The organism is Microbacterium hydrothermale (genome assembly GCF_004854025.1).
In the GTDB taxonomy this organism is placed as follows: domain Bacteria; phylum Actinomycetota; class Actinomycetes; order Actinomycetales; family Microbacteriaceae; genus Microbacterium; species Microbacterium hydrothermale.
On record NZ_STGM01000001.1, the window covers coordinates 630,850 to 648,098 of the forward strand.

Genomic DNA, 17,249 nt, shown 5'->3' on the forward strand with positions numbered 1-17,249 from the left:
GTACGGGCCTCATCGCCTCCTCGCCACAGTTGTCCGCCCGTTCGGATCCCGCCGTTTGCGGAAGTGAGAGGCTGAAGGGACATCGGCGCCCCTGCCGAGCCCCGAAGGAGGCAGCCGTGAGGAACCGAATGGTGCCCGCGAGCACGTCGGATCCTGTGCCTGCTCCCTCACCCCGCCCGCAGCAGGAGGATCGCGACCGATCTTCGCGTCGCCGGCAGCGGTCCGCAGTCATTCTGAGCGCCGCTTGTTGGGTTTCCGTCGTCGCCGCGGTGGTGGTGTTCCTCGGGTCGGGGAAGCCGGCGCAGGTCACCGATGTCGCCGGGGCGATCACCGCCGCGGGCATCGTGACGGGCCTCGTCGGCACCGATCTGTTACTCCTGATGCTCGTCCTCGCCGCCCGCATCCCCTGGGTGGACCGTACCTTCGGCCCGGACGTCACGATGAATTTGCATCGCCGACTCGGCAAGCCCGCGGTCTACCTGATTCTGGGCCACGGCGCCCTGCTCACCGTCGGATACTCCCTCCGAGATGGACTCTCGCTCTGGCACCAGACCCTGTCGATCTACTCAGGCGGCGACATGCTCCTGGCGCTCCTCGGCAGCTGCCTCCTGGTGCTCGTCGTGGTGACGTCCCTCGTTGCGGTGCGCCGCGCGCTCGCCTATGAGGCCTGGCATGCCATCCATCTCGTCAGTTACGCAGCCATCCTTGTCGCCTTGCCCCATCAGTTCTCGGCCGGACGGGTGCTCGCCGAGACCTCGCCGCAAGGCGTCTACTGGATCTGCCTCCACATTTTCGCGTTCGGGTCCATCGCTTGGTTTCGCGTGGCGGCCCCGCTGTTCGCCACCGACGCGCATCAGCTCCGCGTCGCCCGCGTGGAGACCCTCGGACCGGACGTCTTCTCGATCCACCTGTCGGGCCGCGACCTCTCGCGGCTGCACGTCCGCGGAGGCCAGTACGCGATCTGGCGCTTCTGGAGTCGCGGGACGTGGTGGCATGCGCATCCGATCTCGTTCTCCGCGGTCCCCACGGACACCGGCATCCGCGTCACCGTCCGCGCATCCGGAGCCGGGACGAGACGTCTCGCCGGGCTGCGGCCCGGAACACGGGTGTCCTTCGCCGGCCCCTATGGCGTCTTCACGGCCGCAACGCGCACGGCCCCGCGCCTGGCCATCGTCGCGGGCGGCATCGGAATCACCCCCGTCCGCGCTCTACTGGAGGATCGCGATCTGGGCCCCGGCGAGACGACGGTGATCCTGAGAGCCACCGACCGTTCTCACGCCTTCCTCTGGGACGAGGTACGAGCGCTCGTCCGCGCACAGGGCGGCACGGTCATCGAGATGCTGGGTGGACGAGCCGCAGGAGCACCGTCATGGATGTCCGCCGCCGCGGCGCACGGCCAGGCGACGATCCACTCGCTCCTGCCAGACCTGCACGCGTCCGATCTATTCGTCTGCGGCCCCGCCGCCTGGACCCGTCTCGTCGTTCATGACGCCAGAGCCGCAGGGCTTCCCGACGGGCGCATCCACGTCGAGAACTTCACCGGGTGAGGCACGCGCCGGCGAGCGAGAAACGGGCCGTCGCGACGACGCAGCTCGTCGCCGTGCGGGACATCAGGCGAACGGTGGCCCCGGCGCGGTCATTCTCCATCGCCGTGGATGATTCTGCGTCGACCCTGCGGGCCGTGTGCCGGGCCATTGGTTTCACGCAGGTGAGGAATGAGCGCTCAGCCTGTAGTGCGGGAGACGGCTTCCGTGACTCCCCGGGTGATCCGAAGGAATTCGAGTTTCTCCGCGTCCGGGCTGCCGGTGGGTGTGGAGTAGACGACGAGTTTGAGGTCTGATCCGGGGACGGTCAGCACGTCGCAGTCGAGGGTGATTGTTCCGACGTCGGGGTGGGTGATCGTCTTCTGGTCGGTTGTGTGGTGGCCGACAACCCCACGGGTCCAATATTCCTCGAAGACGGGGCTTGTCTTCCTGAGTTCGCGGATGAGGCTACGCAGACCAGGATCGTCCGGGTAGGTGCTCGAAGCGGTTCGGAGGTCTGCCACGATCGCGGCCCCGAACTGGTCCGCGCCGTTCGCGGACATCGACGGTCGCAGGTATCGACGAGTGTCGACATTCCCGAAGATCAGCCGGGCGAGGTTCCGTTGCGCCGTCGGCATCACGATGGGGTCGCCCTGGAGAGCTGACCAGAGCGGATTCCACGACAGCAGGTTCCAGTCGGCGGTGAACGCGGCCAAGGGGTTGTCGCCGAGGCGGGCGATGAGGCGCTGCACACCGGGCGGGATGTGGGCGCTGATCTGACTCTTCAGCGGCGGAAGCAGGCCGGCGGCCCGGTAGAGGTGGTCTCGTTCCGCGTCGTTCAGGTGCAGCGCCCGAGCGAGGGCGCCGATGACCTGGACGGAAGGGTTGGTGGCGCGGCCTTGTTCGAGTCGGACGATGTAGTCGACCGACAGCCCTGCGAGGTCGGCGAGTTCTTCCCTCCGTAGCCCCGCCGCGCGCCGGGTGCGGCTGGCGGTGATGCCAGCGTCCGCAGGCGACAGACGATCCCGCCATGCACGCAGCAAGCTGCCCAGGGTGTCAGTACTCGTATCCACACTCCTAGCTTGCTCCTGCCGCTTGTTTTCTGGCTGGTACCGCTGGTCCCACTGTCGTGTAGAGCACTGGCTGACCTTCGTCTGCGCTGGAAAGGTCATTCGAGCACCGACCGGTGTAACGCATTCCATTGAAAGGGCCTGACATGGCTGCCACCCACACACTCGTCATGACCGGCGCAAGCCGCGGCATCGGACGCATCGCCGCCGAAACGATCCTGAAGAACGACCCCACAGTTCACCTCGTCGTCGTGGCCCGAGGAGACAGCGGTCGTGCCGTCGCCTCGGAGCTCAGCGCGGGCGGTCGCTCGGTGTCGTCGGTGTCGGCCGACCTCGGCTCTCTCAGCAGCGTCCGGTCCGCAGCGGCCGAGATCGCCACCCAACTTCAGCGCGGGGAACTGCCGCCACTGCGCGGTTTCGTCGGCAACGCCGGAATCCAGTACACCAACGCCCTCACCAAGGGAGCCGACGGGCATGAGGCCACCTTCACCGTCAACGTGCTCGCCAATCATGTCCTCATCCGCGCCCTCGAGAAGCATTTCTCAGCGGACTCGCGGATCACCATCACCGTCAGCGACACCCACTTCGGCGACTTCAAGCACAACATGGGCATGGTCCCCGGACCGATCTGGCAGGCGCCGGAGAAGCTCGCGAAGACGGCGGCGTTCGACAAGCCCGCCACCACAGCCGCCGGCCGCACCGCATACTCGACCAGCAAGCTGGCAGCGATCTACCTGGTGCACGAGTACGCCCGTCGCCTCCCGAACGGCATCGATGTCGTCTCGTACAACCCCGGGTTCGTTCCCGGCACGGGCCTGGCCCGCAACGCCGACGCCGTCTCGAGATTCATGATGAGCCGTGTCATGCCCCTCATGGCTCTCACCTCGATGGCGACCAGCCAGAAGGACGCCGGTCGCTACCTCGCCGACGTCGTCCTGGGGAAGACCCAGGCGCCGACCGGTTCCTACGTCGACCGCGCAACGGTCGAACCGTCATCGGACGAATCATACGACCGCGCCCGCGAGGCAGAGCTGTGGGATGCCGTCGAAAAACTCACCGCAGCGTGAACCTCCACACCACATCACCACGTCAGATTCGACGGGAAGGAGGCGATCGTGAGATCCCTCCTGGACCAGCGAGGAGACGAAGCCGAAGACCTCCTCGCCTGGGTGCGCACCCAGCCTCCCACTCCGACCCTGATCGTCGAGGCCGTGTCGCGGTGGGTCGACTCGTTCACGGAGGAGAAGCTGAACGGCATCCGCTTCATCAGCGCGAACCCGTTGCTCATCTCCGGGCTGACGGGCCGCGATGAGCAACCTCGGGTCGGCGCGGGACTGTCGCTTCTCGCCGACGAGCTGGGTCGCCTGCTCCCCCGCCGCTCGCCGGAGGCGATCGTCCGACTCCGGATGGCGCTCCTGTCGATCAACGCGGCCGTCGCGGCCGCCGCGGCCACCGACGCGCCCGACTCCGCCGTCGTCGGCGCCGCGCGGCGGACGGCGCGCCTTCTGACCCACGACCTCGTCGCCGACGGAGAGCGCGACGGTTGACCGGCACCGGACCCGCTCCCCACCCGAACCGGCCCGCCCCGCACGTCACCCCCTGCCTGCTCCCGTCCCGGCCGGGGCGAAATCGAACACCTCCGCCAGGAACGCCTTCATCGCCGCCCAGCTGCGCCGTTCGGCCGTGGCCTGGAACTGCGCGCCCTGCTCGGGTGCGTCGGCATCCGGGAGCGTGAAGGCGTGCATCGCGTTCGCGTACGACACGAGCTGCCAGTCGACCGCCGGGGCGGTGCGCAGATCGTCCTCGAACGCCAGCATCGCGTCGTCGGGGGCGACGGGATCGGCCGCTCCGTGCAAGACGAGCACCTTCGCCGTGATGCGCGCCGCCTCGCCCTCGGGCCCCGTGAGCAGGCCGCCGTGGAAGCTCACCACCGCGTCGACATCCGCGCCCGTGCGCGCGAGCTCGAGCACCGACGAGCCTCCGAAGCAGTAGCCGATGGCCGCGGTGCGAGCGGGATCGACCGACGGCTCGCCGCGCAGGTGGGCGAAGGCCTCGACGAGGCGCTTCCGCCAGAGCGGCCGATCCTGGTAGAAGCCCCCGGCGACGGCCGCGGCTTCTTCGGGGCTCGGGCGCACGTCCGCTCCGAAGACGTCCGCGGCGAAAGCGACGTAGCCGAGCCGGGCGAGCATCTCGCAGCGCATGCGCACGTAATCGGTCACCCCGAGCCAGTCGTGCACGACCATCACGCCGGGGTGCCGCCCCTCCCCCGCGGGCCGTGCGAGGTAGCCGCTGTAGGCGACGCCGTCGGCCTCGTAGGCGACGTCACCGGATTCGATTCCGGATGCCGGGACGGGCTCGCGATCGAGGATGGCGGTGAGGTTCGGAGCGTAGGTGGGCACGCGGGCCTCCTGGGGGTCGGGGGAACGGCCGCACCGGCCGATGACCGGAACGATAGACCGCCGACCTCTGCCGCACCGGGGTCTTGCCCTCGCCGCCGGGGAGCGATCCATCCTCGACGCGTCCGGACCGCCGGCTCTCCCCCGCTACGCTCGAACCGATGCCTCCGTTCCGCGCCCGCACCCCCCGGCGGGGTCGCGCGTGAGCGGCATCCTCACCGGTTTCGCCGTCGTCGGTCTCGCGGTCGTCGTGGGATACGTCATCGCGCGCATCGATCTGCTCGGGCCGCACGCGCGCCCGGTCCTCGGCCGGCTGACGTTCTTCGTGCTGTCGCCGTTCCTGCTGTTCACCGTGCTCGCCCAGGCCGACGTCGCGACGCTCTTCTCGGCGCTGCTGCCGGTGTCGATGATCACGGCCGCCGTGATCATCGCCGTCTCGGTGCTCGTGTCGGCGCTGATCCTTCGGCGGCCGGTGGGCGAGACGGTGATCGCGGCGCTGTCCGCCGGCCAGGTCAACAGCAACAACATCGGCATCCCGATCTCGCTCTACATGCTCGGAAACGCCGCGTACTCGGCGCCCGTGATCCTGTTCCAGCTGCTCGTGCTGATGCCGATCGCGTTGGCCGTCCTGGATGCCGCGACCTCGGGCTCGCGCAACCTGGGGCGGATCGTGCTGCAGACGGCGAAGAACCCGATGCTCATCGCCTCGGCGCTCGGAGTGGTCGTCGCCCTGCTCGACGTCGATCTGCCGCCGATCGTCTTCGATCCCCTTCACCTCATCGCGGGCGCGTGCGTGCCGGTGCTGCTGATGTCGTACGGCATGTCGCTGTACGGCCAGCGCGTGCTCACCGAACCCGGGCGGCGCCTCGACGTCGTGATCGCCTCGGCGCTGAAGCTCGTCGTCATGCCGGCGGTGGCGCTGGCGGTCGCGCTGCTCTTCGGACTGCCCGACGACCAGGTCTTCATCGTGGTGGTGCTGGCCGCCCTGCCCACCGCGCAGAACGTATTCAACTTCGCGCAGCGGTACGGGGTGGGCGAGATCCTCTCGCGCGACGTCGTCTTCATCTCGACCGTGGGGTGTCTGCCCGTTCTGTTCGCGGTGGCGCTGCTGCTCGAGCACTCCCCCGCGTGACGCCGCGTCGCGGTGCGCTCGCGGGACTTTCACCGTCGGGTCTAGGGTGAGGGTTGTTCCCAGCAATCACACAGAAAGGCTCGCCATGTCGTCCTCGTCCACGACGAATCCCGCCGTCGGAGCCGTGCGTACCGCGCTCGGCATCAGCGGCGCCCTCTCGCTCGTCATCGGTCTCCTGATCCTTCTCTGGCCCGGACGCACCGCCCAGGTCGCCGTCGGGATCATCGCCGTCTACGTCATCATCGCCGGACTGGTGAACATCGGGATCGGCCTGTTCTGGCGCTCCGGTTGGGCTCGGATCGGCTACATCGTCCTGGGCGTGCTGTTCATCGTCGCCGGGATCTTCTCCTTCACGAACCTGCCGGCCACCGCGGCCTGGTTCGGGGTCTTCATCGGCACCCTGGTCGGCATCCTGTGGATCGTCGAGGGCGTCGTCTCGCTCACCACCGTCGGGCACAGCTCGAAGGCGCGCGCCTGGACGATCTTCTTCGCGATCGTCAGCATCATCGCCGGCGTCGTGCTGCTGTTCTCGCCGCTGCTGGGAGCCGTGACGCTGTTCCTGCTGATCGGCATCTCGCTGGTGATCCTCGGCGTCTTCCAGATCGTGCGTGCGATCCAGTTCGGCAAGGCCGCCTGATCGCGAACGCAAGAGGGGTCGGATGCCGCGGCATCCGACCCCTCTTCGTGTCTCAGCCCACCGGCAGGTGACGGCTCCACCACTCGAGAACGGCGTCGAAACGCTGGACGCGGTGCTGCGGGCGGCCGGCGCGGGTGAGCTCGTGGTCTTCGCCGGGGAAGACGAGCATCTCGGCCTCGACGCCACCGCTCTTCAGCGCGGCGTAGTAGCGCGTCGCCTGATCGAGCGGGCAGCGCAGATCGCGCTCGGAGTGCAGCACGAGCGTCGGGGTGCGCACTCGGTCGACCACCGCCATCGGGCTCTGCGCGGCGATTCGCGCCGGGTCGGTGCCGACGTACTCCTGACCGAAGAACGAGCCGATGTCGCTCGAACCGGGGAAGGCCGAGGGGTCGAGGAAACCGCGTTCGACGATCGCCCCGGCGAAGCGGTGATCGTGGGCGATGATCCACGCCGTGAGGTAGCCGCCGTACGAGCCGCCCATGACACCGGCGCGATCGCCGTCGAGCCGGGGGTCGTCCGCGACGACGGCGTCGAAGAAGTCCATGACGTCGGCGAAGTCGAGGGTGCCCATGCGTCCACGGATGGACCGGCCGTGGGCACGACCGTACCCGGCGCTCCCCCGCGGGTTGGCGTACAGCACCGCGTACCCGGCATCCACGAGCACCTGGGTCTCGTCGAAGAGATGCACGCCGTAGGCGGCATACGGGCCGCCGTGGATCTGCAGGACGACCGGGAACGGCCCCTCGCCCTCGGGCACCGCGACCCACCCGTGCACGGGGTACCCGTCGCGGCCGGTCACCTCTCGCTCGACCGGCACGACGACACCGCGCTCGCGCGCCGCCGCACCGAACGACGTGAGCGCCCGCATCTCCCGCCCGTGCACCATCACGAGTTCGCCGAACGACTCGGGAGAAGCGACGGATGCCACCACCCGGCCCGCCGCCGCGGCGTGGCCGTTCACCTCGAGGTCGCCGCCGAGCACCTCGCTCACGGCGCCGGTCCGGGTCACCCGCAGTAGGCGCACCCGCCCGCGCGCGCGGTCCTGTACGAGCACCTCGTCGCCGTCGAAGGTCAGGTGGCTGCCCACCTCGCCGAGGTCGATCGTCTCGGCATCCGTCAGCGCCCGCGGCCCGCCCGCCTCGACGGCGAACAGCGCGACACCGGGGGCGACGAAGTCGACGCCGCCCTCGCCCACGTCGTTCGCGAGCGCGAAGACGGTGCCGTCCGGCGCGACGTCGACCGAGGCGATCGAGAGGTTCTCGGCGGTGCCCAGCACCTCGCGCTGCGCTCCCCCGTCGACGGCGATCGCGACGACGCGGTCACGCAGGTCGCGGCGCCGGGACTCTATCTCGTCGGGGACGCTGAGCAGTTCGGCGCCGTCGGCCGTCCAGGCCACGCCGCTCCAGTCCGCGTCGCCGCGCGTGAGCTGCGTCGCCGACCCGGCGACGACGCGCGCTCGCAGCTCGTCGAGCGCCGGCGCGGGCGGGTAGAACGGCTCGGCGTCGGTGGCGGGCACGTCGACGACGAACAGCTGCGCGGGGCGATCGAGATAGCCGAGGCCGTTCGCGTGCCAGCGGATGCCGGTGATGCGGCGCGGCGGTTCGGCCGCGGCATCCCTGCCCTCGACCGTGCCGTAGCGCCCGGGCTCCGGCACGCGCGCCGAGAAGGCGAGGCGCCCTCCCTCGGGGGAGAAGGCGAGGTCGGTCACTCCCCCGGGCTGGTCGGTGACCTGGACGGGCTCACCGCCGCCGGCATCGACGACGAAGATCTGCGCGCGCCCCCGCGCGTCCTCGCGCAGGAAGGCGACGACGGCGTCATCGGGCGACAGCCGGGGCGACCGATCGTGCATCCCGCGCGTGAGACGGCGCGTCGTCCCCGCGGCGAGGTCGACCCGCCACAGCTGCCCCACCGTGCGGTCGGCGGCGAGATCGGGACGGGAGGACGCGAAGACCGCGAACGATCCGTCGGAGGAGATCGCGGGCCGACCGACCCCGATCAGGGATTCGATGTCGGTCGGCCGCATACTCACTCGCCCCCGAACGAACCCGTGTCTCCGACGAGGCGGGTGTTGTCGGCGGGCACCGGGTCGACGGCCGCGCGAGCGACCTCGGCGGCGAACTCGGCGACGTTGTAGAGCTTGCCGGCGTCGTCGCGACGGGCGGCGATCGCGCCCGGGTTCGCGCGCTCGAGCAGGGTCGCGGTGATCGTGCCCTCGATCATGTCGCCCGAGACGACGGTGAAGCCGATCCCGCGCTCCTCGAGGGCCGGGATCTTCTCGCGCAGCGCGTCTTCGCCGGCGCGCTTCGAGAGGGCGACCGGCTCGTACTCGGGCATGGTCGGGGTCGTGCGGATGAAGTGCGCCTGGTGGCTGGTGACGAAGACCACGCGCGCGTCGTCCTTCAGCAGCGGGAGGGCCGTCTCGAGCACGTTCACCTGGGCGTCGCGGTTGAGCAGCAGGGCGTAGTCCTCGGCCATGCCCGACTCCATGCCGCCCGAGGCGTTGAGCACCAGGATGTCGAGTCCGCCGAAGGTGCGCTCGACCTCGTCGAACATCGCCTTCACCGACTCGGGGTCGGTGAGGTCGGCACCGACGACGAGGGCCTCGACGCCGAGCTCGCGCAGCTGGGCGGCGAGCTTCTCGGCGCGGGGCGCCTTGTTGCGGAAGTTGATCACCACGTTGGCGCCGGCCTCGGCGAAGTAACGGACGGTGTCGGCGCCGATGCCGCGCGACGAGCCGGTGACGAGGGCGGTCTTGCCGCTCAGCGAGCCGGACGGGAGGGTCTGGGACACGGGAGTACTCCTGACGATTCGTGGATCCGTTCCCAGCCTACCGATCCCTCTCTTGCGAGCCGGGAGCCGCTCCCCGCTCGGAGTCTCCGAAGCCGTCCCTGTGGGGTCGTCGGGTTTCGGCCGCGGTGTCGCGAGCCGGTGCTACCGTCGGCCTCAGGAGGTGCGACATGGACGTTGTCTCCACCATCGCCGCGTGGGCCTGGATCGCCTGGCTCGTGGCGATCCTGGTCTTCCTGGTCGTCGAGATGCTCACGGGCGAGCTGACGTTCCTCATGTTCGCCGGCGGCAGCGTCGCCGGACTCGTCGCCGAGGTGCTCGGCGCTCCCCTGTGGGTGCAGGTGATCGTCGCCGCCCTCTCGGCCGTCGCCCTCCTCGCCTTCCTGCGTCCGCCGCTGCTGCGGCGCCTGCACCGCGGCGCCGACTCCCGCCCCTCCAACATCGAGGCCCTCCTCGGCCTCGAGGGGCTGGTGATCACCCGCGTCTCCCCCGCCGTCGCCGGTCAGGTCAAACTCGCCAACGGCGACGTGTGGACCGCCCGCAGCGACACCGACACCCGACTCGACCCCGCCACGCGCATCGAGGTCGTCCGTATCGACGGCGCCACGGCCGTCGTCCGCGCGCGCAGCCAGGAGGCGACATCATGAACGATCTGATCCCCGTCACGATCGGCTGGATCGTCGCCGGCGTGGTGGCCGTCTTCGTCATCGTCGTGCTGCTGCGCGCGATCCGCATCATCCCGCAGGCGCGGGCGGGGGTCGTCGAACGCCTCGGCCGCTATCACAAGACGCTCTCGCCGGGACTGAATCTCGTCGTGCCCCTCGTCGACCGCGTGCGCCCGCTCATCGACATGCGCGAGCAGGTGGTGTCGTTCCCCCCGCAGCCGGTGATCACCGAAGACAACCTCGTGGTCTCGATCGACACCGTCGTGTACTTCCAGGTGACCGACGCGCGCGCCGCCACGTACGAGATCGCCAACTACCTCGGTGCGGTCGAGCAGCTCACCACCACGACCCTGCGCAACGTCGTGGGCGGGCTCAACCTCGAGCAGGCGCTGACCAGCCGCGACAACATCAACGGGCAGTTGCGCGTCGTCCTCGACGAGGCGACCGGCAAGTGGGGCATCCGCGTCGGGCGCGTCGAGCTCAAGGCGATCGATCCCCCGCTGTCGATCCAGGACTCCATGGAGAAGCAGATGAGGGCCGAGCGCGACCGCCGCGCCGCGATCCTCACCGCGGAGGGCTCGAAGCAGTCGCAGATCCTCGAGGCCGAGGGGCGACGCCAAGCCGCGATCCTCGAGGCCGAGGGCGACAAGCAAGCGGCTGTGCTGCGCGCGCAGGGCGAAGCGGAGGCGATCTCGTCGGTCTTCGGCGCGATCCACGCGGGCCGCCCCGACGACAAGCTCCTCGCCTATCAGTACCTGCAGACGCTGCCGAAGATCAGCGACAGCGCCTCCAGCAAGCTGTGGATCATCCCGAGCGAGTTCACCGAGGCGCTGAAGGGCATCTCGGGAGCCTTCGCGGCACGCCACGACGACTCCGGCGAGACCCCTCCGCCCGCCGTCGACCCGCACCCGGCCGCGCCCCGATGACGCGGCACCCGTACCTCTCCCCCGACGCCCCGCGCGTGCTCGCGCACCGGGGGCTGGTGACACCGGATGCCGCCGCGCTCGGCGTCGTCGAGAACTCCTTCGCCGCGGTCGCCGAGGCGCACGCCGCGGGAGCCCTATACGTCGAATCGGACTGCCACGCGACGGCCGACGGGACGATCGTGCTCTTCCACGACGACGACCTCCAGCGGGTCGCCGACGACCCCCGCGCGATCGCCGACGTGCGCCTGCCCGAGCTCGAGGAGATCATGGCCGAGCGGGGCGGGCTCATCACTCTCGCTCAGGCCCTCGACGCCTTCCCCGACCTGCGTTTCAACCTCGACGTCAAAGCCGCCGCCGCGGCGGAGGGGGTCGGCCGACTCGTCGCCGCCCACGCCGAGCGGGTGCTCGTGACGAGCTTCTCCGACGACCGTCGCCTCGAGGCGCTCGCAGCGGCGCGCGCGGCCGGCGCCGCCCGGCCCCCCGCGACCTCGCCGGGATCGGCCACGGTCGCACGGCTCGTCGCGGCTCGCGCCCTGCGACGAAAGGGCCGCGTGCGCGCCCTCCTCGACGGACTCGACGCCCTGCAGGTCCCCGAACGACAGGGACCGTTGCGCATCGTCACGCGGAGCTTCGTGCGCGACGCGCACGCCCGCGGCGTCGAGGTGCACGTGTGGACCGTCAACGACGACGACGACATGCGTCGACTGCTCGATCTCGGCGTCGACGGGCTCGTCACCGACCGCGCCGACGCCGCCCTCGCGATGGTGAACGGCCGGGGAACCACGGCTGACTGAGCATCCTCTGTGAAAGCCGTCGCGATGCCCGGAGTTCGAATAAAGCGCACAGGTGCGAGCGTTATACATGGTGACCGACGAGAGGACCACACAATGGCAGACCGCAGTCTCCGCGGCATCCGACTCGGCGCCCAAAGCCTCCAGAGCGAAGACGGCGTCGTGTTCCACGACCGTGCACAACACACCTACACCTGCAGCACCTGCGGACGAGACACCGTCCTGACCTTCGCTGCCGATGCCGAGGTTCCGGAGTCCTGGGAGTGCCGCACGTGCGGCGCCGAAGCACTGCTGCGCATCGGCGACGGCACCGCGACCGTCGACCACTCGGGCGACAAGGCCGCCCGTACGCACTGGGACATGCTGCTCGAGCGCCGCACGATCCCCGAGCTCGAAGAGCTGCTCGAGGAGCGCCTCGCGTTCGTGCGTGCACGTCGCGGCGCGGGCAACGAGAAGCTCAGCGCCTGACGTCCTGATCAGGACGTCTCGAGAACTCAGACGCCGGTCCCCTCGGGGGCCGGCGTCTTCTCGTGCGCCCGGCGACGCACGAAGACGACGACTCCCGCCGCGAGCAGACCGAGGAGGCTCCCCGCGCCGACGACGATCTTCACGGCGGGACCGATGACGACCGCGGGAGTGAGCCCGGTGCGCAGCGGCACGTCGGTCAGCATGTGGCCGGCCGTGTCGATCGGCAGGGCGTCGAGGGTCGAGCCGTCGGGGGCGATCACCTGGCTCGTGCCGACCGTGGAGAGGTTGACCACCGAGCGGCCCGTCTCGATCGCGCGCATCTGCGCGAACGCGAGCTGCTGCAGGTTCTCGTCGGTCCCGCGGAAGTCGGCGTTGTTGGTCTGGAACATGTAGACCTCGGCGCCCGCGTCCGCACCGTCCCAGACGACGTCGTCGTAGATCACGTCGAAGCAGATCGCGAGCCCTACGCCGACGCCGTTCAGGTCGATGAGCGGCGTCGCCGTCCCGGGGGTGTACTCGCGCCCGATCAGCCCGATGAGGTCGGGCGCGAACGGCTCCCAGAACGCCCGGTCGGGCACGTACTCGCCGAACGGCACCGGATGCCGCTTGTCGTACGTCGGCCCGCTCTGCCCGTCGGGCGTCCACAGCAGCGCGGAGTTGAACAGCTCCGACCCCCGCTCGGTGACCGCCGAGATCAGCAGCGGGGCGTCGACGCGCCGCGAGAGCTCCTCGAGCACCGCCGAGGTCGCGCCGTTCGCGGTGGGGTCGGAGTCGACGCCGCCCTCGGGCCACAGCAGCACGTCCATCCGCTGGCCGAAGAGCGGGGCGGATGCCGCCAGCTGGGCGTTCAGCACGGCGTTGCGCGCGCGCTGGTCGAAGTATCCGGCCGGTCCGTTGCCCTGGACCGCACCGACGCGGAGCGAGCCCGCCGCCGTCGTCGGGAATTGCGGCAGGAGCAGCAGCACGGCCACGAGAGCCGCGGCGGGAAGGATAACGATCCCGCGTCGGACGCGCCGATGCCGTACGAGCTCGATCACCATCGCGCACAGCAGCACGACGAGGAACGACAGCCCCGACATCCCGACCCACGACGCGACCTCGGCGAACGGCCCGTTCACCTGCGAGACGCCGATGCGCCCCCACGGGAAACCGCCGTACGGCCACGAGCCGACGATCTGCTCGCGCAGCACCCACAGCCCCGCGACCAGCGCCGGGAGAACCATCAGCCGTCCGAGAGCCCCGGGAACCACGCGCGGCATCCACCGGTACGCGAGGGCGATCGGCACCGCGAACACCGCGGTGAGCAGGGACTCGAGCACGAACAGGGCCGCCCACGGGATCGGGCCCAGGTAGCGCGCGGTGAAGAGCAGGTTGACGGAGAAGAACGCCACCCCGAAGAGGAAGCCCACCAGCACCGCCGACCAGAACCGCCGACCGATGAGCGTGAGCAGCGCGAGGGCCACGGCGGGCAGGGCCATGGGCCACCACGCCAGCGCCGGGTAGGCGGTGACGAGCAGCAGGCCCGCCACGACCGACAGCGGCGCCGCGAAGGCCAGGCGCAGCAGGGGCTGCGCCGCCGGGGTCGCGGTGCTCATGCCGACGTGTACGCCACGATGCCGCGGCGCACGTTGTCCAACGCCGTCCGCGCCGTCTTCGCGAGCGGGGGTTCGGCCACGAGGGAGATCTGATCGAGCAGGTCGATCGTCTGCTTCGCCCAGCGCACGAAGTCGCCGGCCGCCATGTCGGCCAGGCCCAGCACGGTGTCGAGCGGGAGTCCGCGCGCCCACGCGTGCATCGCCGGAGCCAGGCCCGAGGCGGGGCTCTCGGAGCCGGGCAGGCGGTGGTCGCGTTCGAGGTCGTCGAGCTCCTGCCACAGCGTCTGCGTGGCATCCAGGGCTCCCCGGAACGCCCCGCGCGGCAGTCCGCGCTCGCCCGGGCCCGCCTCGTCGCGCCGCGGCTCGTAGACCAGGCAGCACGCGAGGGCGGCGAGAGAGGGGGCGTCGAGACCCGCCCACAGTCCCTGGCGCAACGACTCGGCGACCAGCAGATCGCGCTCGCCGTAGATGCGGCGCATGGTGCGCCCCGCGCGGGTGAGCACCGTCGCTCCGTCGTCGTCGATCGCGACGTACTCGAGCGCCGCGAGCACCTCGACGACCCGGTCGAACACGCGCGCCACGGTGCCCGTGCGCTGATCGATCTGATGACGCGTCTTGTCGGTGGAGCGCTTGAGCTTCCAGTACCGCTCCGCCCAGCGCGCGTGCGCCTCGCGATCGGGACACGAGTGGCAGGGATGCCGCTGCATCCGCTTGCGCAGCGACTGGATCTGCTGCTGCCGCTCATCGCGGAGGCGGCGGGGCGCTGTGGCGTCGCGGCGGTTGATCTTCTCGAGGTCGCTCAGTTCGCGGCGGATGGTGGAGTACTCGCGGAAGTCGCCGCGATCGCACGTCATCGCCTGTTCGTATCCGGAGAGCGACTCCTCGGCATCCTTCACCTGACGCGCGAGACCCACGACCGAGCGGTCGGCCTGGAACTGGGCGAACGAGGACTCCAGGATCTCGCGCGCGCGGGCCCGGCCGAACTGGTCGATCAGGTTCACGGCCATGTTGTAGGTGGGCCGGAAGCTCGAGTTCAACGGATAGGTGCGGCGCGAGGCGAGGGCCGCGACCGACTGCGGGTCGAGCCCCTCGGTGAACTGCACGACCGCGTGGCCCTCGACGTCGATGCCCCGGCGACCGGCGCGACCGGTGAGCTGGGTGTACTCCCCCGAGGTGATCGCCACGCGGGCTTCGCCGTTGAACTTCTCGAGCTTCTCGAGCACGACCGTCCGCGCGGGCATGTTGATGCCGAGAGCGAGGGTCTCGGTCGCGAAGACGACCTTGACGAGCTTGCGGCGGAACAGCTCCTCGACCACCTCTTTGAAGGCCGGGAGGAGCCCCGCGTGGTGCGCGGCGACGCCGCGCTCGAGGTTGTCGCGCCACTCCCAGAAGTGCAGCACGGCGAGGTCCTCGTCCTTGAGCGTGAAGGTCAGCTCGTCGACGATCTGCCGGATCTCGACGCGCTCCTCGGCCGAGGTGAGGCGGACGTTCGCGCGGCGCAGTTGCTGCACGGCGGCGTCGCAGCCGGCGCGGCTGAAGATGAAGAAGATCGCGGGCAGCAGGTGGTTGCGCTGCAGCAGCTCGACCACCTCGGGGCGGTCGATGCGCTCGATGCGGGGGCCCTGCTGCGCCCGCAGCGGCTTGTGTCCACCGCGGCGCTGGTGAGCGTGTCGCGGTCCCCCGGCGTGCCGCGCCGAGCGGTACTCCTGGGCGCGTCGGTTGTTCTCGTACCCGCCCGCGTTCCCGCCGCGGATGCGCAGCAGCTCCTGATTGACCTGCGCGGTGGCCACCCCCGCGCGGTCGTCGAACAGCGGCAGCAGGTCGCCGCGGACCAGCACGTGCTGCTCGAGCGGCACGGGGCGCGTCTCGGACACGATCACCTCGGTGTCGCCGCGCACGGTGTCGAGCCAGTCGCCGAACTCCTCGGCGTTCGACACCGTCGCTGACAGCGAGACGAGCTTGACTGACGGCGGGAGGTGGATGATGACCTCTTCCCACACGGCGCCGCGGAAGCGGTCGGCGAGGTAGTGCACCTCGTCCATGACGACGAACCGCAGACCCCGCAGCGCCGGGGAGTCGGCGTACAGCATGTTGCGCAGCACCTCGGTGGTCATCACGACGATGCGCGCCGAGGCGTTGATGTTCGTGTCGCCGGTGAGCAGGCCGACCTCGTCGTCGCCGTACACCTCCTGCAGTTCGTGGAACTTCTGGTTCGACAGCGCCTTGATCGGCGTGGTGTAGAACGCCTTGTCGCCGGGTTCGAGCATCGCGAGGTGGATCGCGAACTCGCCGACGATGGTCTTCCCGGCCCCGGTGGGGGCGGCCACCAGCACGCTCCGCCCGTCCTCGAGGGCGTGGCATCCGGCGATCTGGAAGTCGTCGAGCTCGAAACGCTGCATCTCGGCGAAGTCGGCCGTGTGCGGGTGCGACGAACGGGCACTCGCCCGGGCGAAACGCTCCGCGGGACTGGGCGAACTCACGCGATGGGCCCCGACGGCATCTCGGTCGCGGAGAGGCGACGGGCCTTGCGCCGGTCGAACAGCAGCGAGACGCCCGCGGCCGCGAAGAACAGCACGGTGAGGATCCCGGCGAGCAGGAACATGCTGATGATGTCGGCGGCCGGGGTCGCGAGGGCCGAGAACAGGGTGGCGATGAGGATCGCCACGCGCCAGCCCTTGAGGATCGCCCGGCCGCTCATGACTCCCGCCACGTTCAGGGCCACCAGGAACACGGGCAGCACGAACGCGACGCCCACGACGATCAGCAGCTTGAACACGAAGTCGTAGTAGTCGACGGCGTTGTAGAAGTTCACGCCGCCCTCGGGGGTGAATCCCCACATGAGCTCGATCACGTGCGGGACGATGAGCAGGCCCACCCAGCAGCCGGCGAAGAAGAGGGGGACGGCGGATGCCACGAACCCGACCGTGTAGCGGATCTCTTTGCGCGTGAGCCCGGGCACGATGAACGCCCAGATCTGCCACAGCCAGATCGGCGCCGACAGGAAGATGCCGATCGTGAAGGCGATGCGCATGCGCAGGTCGAACGCCGAGGTCACCGACGTGAAGTTCAGCGCCGAGAAATCATCGCCGCGGCGCTCCGCGATCACGCGGATCGGCTCGGTGATGAGGTGGATGATCGGGTCGGTGATGACGAAGGCCACCACCATGCCCACGACCAGAGCCGCGGCCGCGATCATCAGCCGCTTGCGCAGTTCGACGAGGTGCGCCCCGATCGACATGCGCTTGTCGCGACGCGGCCC

Annotated in this window: 16 protein-coding genes; 9 read left to right on the top strand and 7 right to left on the bottom strand. The window is 70.1% G+C overall.

The window, feature by feature from the left end; genetic code table 11:
- Positions 1-128 precede the first annotated feature (128 nt).
- On the top strand, positions 129-1,547 hold the full coding sequence (locus tag FB047_RS03050; protein WP_136585726.1) for a ferredoxin reductase family protein: 1,419 nt from the start codon (positions 129-131) through the stop codon (positions 1,545-1,547).
- Positions 1,548-1,723: 176 nt separating this feature from the next.
- Here the strand turns inward: FB047_RS03050 and FB047_RS03055 are convergent, their stop codons facing one another.
- On the bottom strand, positions 1,724-2,596 hold the full coding sequence (locus FB047_RS03055) for a helix-turn-helix transcriptional regulator (RefSeq protein WP_240752519.1): 873 nt from the start codon (positions 2,594-2,596) through the stop codon (positions 1,724-1,726).
- A 143-nt stretch (positions 2,597-2,739) separates the two neighbouring features.
- On the opposite strand from FB047_RS03055, the gene FB047_RS03060 reads away from it, so the two are divergent.
- Together FB047_RS03060 and FB047_RS03065 are read left to right on the top strand one after the other, a co-directional pair.
- A complete protein-coding gene (locus FB047_RS03060; protein ID WP_205822611.1) occupies positions 2,740-3,660 on the top strand; it encodes an SDR family NAD(P)-dependent oxidoreductase in 921 nt (306 codons plus the stop codon).
- Between the two features lie 48 nt (positions 3,661-3,708).
- Positions 3,709-4,140: a hypothetical protein gene (locus FB047_RS03065; protein WP_136585728.1), complete on the top strand. Its 432-nt coding sequence runs from the start codon at positions 3,709-3,711 to the stop codon at positions 4,138-4,140.
- Positions 4,141-4,185: 45 nt separating this feature from the next.
- On the opposite strand, the gene FB047_RS03070 is transcribed toward FB047_RS03065, so the two are convergent.
- Entirely contained in the window at positions 4,186-4,992 is an 807-nt protein-coding gene (locus FB047_RS03070; RefSeq protein WP_240752521.1) for a dienelactone hydrolase family protein, read from the bottom strand.
- A 199-nt stretch (positions 4,993-5,191) separates the two neighbouring features.
- On the opposite strand from FB047_RS03070, the gene FB047_RS03075 reads away from it, so the two are divergent.
- Together FB047_RS03075 and FB047_RS03080 are read left to right on the top strand one after the other, a co-directional pair.
- Entirely contained in the window at positions 5,192-6,121 is a 930-nt protein-coding gene (locus FB047_RS03075) for an AEC family transporter (RefSeq protein ID WP_136585730.1), read from the top strand.
- Positions 6,122-6,206: 85 nt separating this feature from the next.
- Positions 6,207-6,758, top strand: a complete 552-nt coding sequence (locus tag FB047_RS03080) for an HdeD family acid-resistance protein (RefSeq protein WP_136585731.1) — start codon at positions 6,207-6,209, stop codon at positions 6,756-6,758.
- 52 nt (positions 6,759-6,810) lie between these two features.
- Here FB047_RS03080 and FB047_RS03085 read toward each other — a convergent pair whose 3' ends face one another.
- Together FB047_RS03085 and FB047_RS03090 are read right to left on the bottom strand one after the other, a co-directional pair.
- Complete coding sequence (locus FB047_RS03085; protein WP_136585732.1) at positions 6,811-8,781, bottom strand: S9 family peptidase; 1,971 nt, start codon at positions 8,779-8,781, stop codon at positions 6,811-6,813.
- Between the two features lie 2 nt (positions 8,782-8,783).
- Complete coding sequence (locus tag FB047_RS03090; RefSeq protein WP_136585733.1) at positions 8,784-9,548, bottom strand: SDR family oxidoreductase; 765 nt, start codon at positions 9,546-9,548, stop codon at positions 8,784-8,786.
- A 167-nt stretch (positions 9,549-9,715) separates the two neighbouring features.
- Between FB047_RS03090 and FB047_RS03095 the strand changes: the two genes are divergently transcribed.
- From FB047_RS03095 to FB047_RS03110, 4 genes are all read left to right on the top strand, one after another.
- The gene (locus FB047_RS03095) at positions 9,716-10,192 is read left to right on the top strand and encodes an NfeD family protein (protein ID WP_136585734.1); all 477 of its coding nucleotides are present in this window, start codon (positions 9,716-9,718) and stop codon (positions 10,190-10,192) included.
- Positions 10,189-11,136 carry an SPFH domain-containing protein gene (locus tag FB047_RS03100; RefSeq protein ID WP_136585735.1) on the top strand — a complete coding sequence of 316 codons (948 nt, stop codon included), beginning with the start codon at positions 10,189-10,191 and terminating at the stop codon, positions 11,134-11,136. Before FB047_RS03095 ends, FB047_RS03100 begins: the two co-directional genes overlap by 4 nt.
- On the top strand, positions 11,133-11,930 hold the full coding sequence (locus tag FB047_RS03105) for a glycerophosphodiester phosphodiesterase family protein (RefSeq protein WP_136585736.1): 798 nt from the start codon (positions 11,133-11,135) through the stop codon (positions 11,928-11,930). The genes FB047_RS03100 and FB047_RS03105 overlap by 4 nt, the downstream gene beginning before the upstream one ends.
- Positions 11,931-12,023: 93 nt before the next feature.
- Positions 12,024-12,395: an RNA polymerase-binding protein RbpA gene (locus FB047_RS03110; RefSeq protein ID WP_136585737.1), complete on the top strand. Its 372-nt coding sequence runs from the start codon at positions 12,024-12,026 to the stop codon at positions 12,393-12,395.
- Positions 12,396-12,421: 26 nt separating this feature from the next.
- On the opposite strand, the gene lnt is transcribed toward FB047_RS03110, so the two are convergent.
- Genes lnt through tatC form a run of 3 tightly spaced genes read right to left on the bottom strand, consistent with a single transcriptional unit; the run spans position 12,422 to position 17,228 of the window.
- Positions 12,422-13,990 carry an apolipoprotein N-acyltransferase gene (gene lnt / locus FB047_RS03115; protein ID WP_136585738.1) on the bottom strand — a complete coding sequence of 523 codons (1,569 nt, stop codon included), beginning with the start codon at positions 13,988-13,990 and terminating at the stop codon, positions 12,422-12,424.
- Positions 13,987-16,470, bottom strand: coding sequence for a DEAD/DEAH box helicase (locus FB047_RS03120; RefSeq protein WP_136585739.1), 2,484 nt, complete (start codon positions 16,468-16,470; stop codon positions 13,987-13,989). The genes lnt and FB047_RS03120 overlap by 4 nt, the downstream gene beginning before the upstream one ends.
- On the bottom strand, positions 16,467-17,228 hold the full coding sequence (gene tatC / locus FB047_RS03125; RefSeq protein ID WP_136585867.1) for a twin-arginine translocase subunit TatC: 762 nt from the start codon (positions 17,226-17,228) through the stop codon (positions 16,467-16,469). The genes FB047_RS03120 and tatC overlap by 4 nt, the downstream gene beginning before the upstream one ends.
- Positions 17,229-17,249 lie beyond the last annotated feature (21 nt).

Coding starts and splice junctions, on each gene's coding strand:
- FB047_RS03050 (WP_136585726.1), top strand. CDS start 129: ATGGTGCCCGCGAGCACGTCGGATCCTGTGCCTGCTCCCTCACCCCGC.
- FB047_RS03060 (WP_205822611.1), top strand. CDS start 2,740: ATGGCTGCCACCCACACACTCGTCATGACCGGCGCAAGCCGCGGCATC.
- FB047_RS03080 (WP_136585731.1), top strand. CDS start 6,207: ATGTCGTCCTCGTCCACGACGAATCCCGCCGTCGGAGCCGTGCGTACC.
- FB047_RS03085 (WP_136585732.1), bottom strand. CDS start 8,781: ATGCGGCCGACCGACATCGAATCCCTGATCGGGGTCGGTCGGCCCGCG.
- FB047_RS03095 (WP_136585734.1), top strand. CDS start 9,716: ATGGACGTTGTCTCCACCATCGCCGCGTGGGCCTGGATCGCCTGGCTC.
- FB047_RS03100 (WP_136585735.1), top strand. CDS start 10,189: ATGAACGATCTGATCCCCGTCACGATCGGCTGGATCGTCGCCGGCGTG.
- FB047_RS03105 (WP_136585736.1), top strand. CDS start 11,133: ATGACGCGGCACCCGTACCTCTCCCCCGACGCCCCGCGCGTGCTCGCG.
- FB047_RS03110 (WP_136585737.1), top strand. CDS start 12,024: ATGGCAGACCGCAGTCTCCGCGGCATCCGACTCGGCGCCCAAAGCCTC.
- lnt (WP_136585738.1), bottom strand. CDS start 13,990: ATGAGCACCGCGACCCCGGCGGCGCAGCCCCTGCTGCGCCTGGCCTTC.
- tatC (WP_136585867.1), bottom strand. CDS start 17,228: ATGTCGATCGGGGCGCACCTCGTCGAACTGCGCAAGCGGCTGATGATC.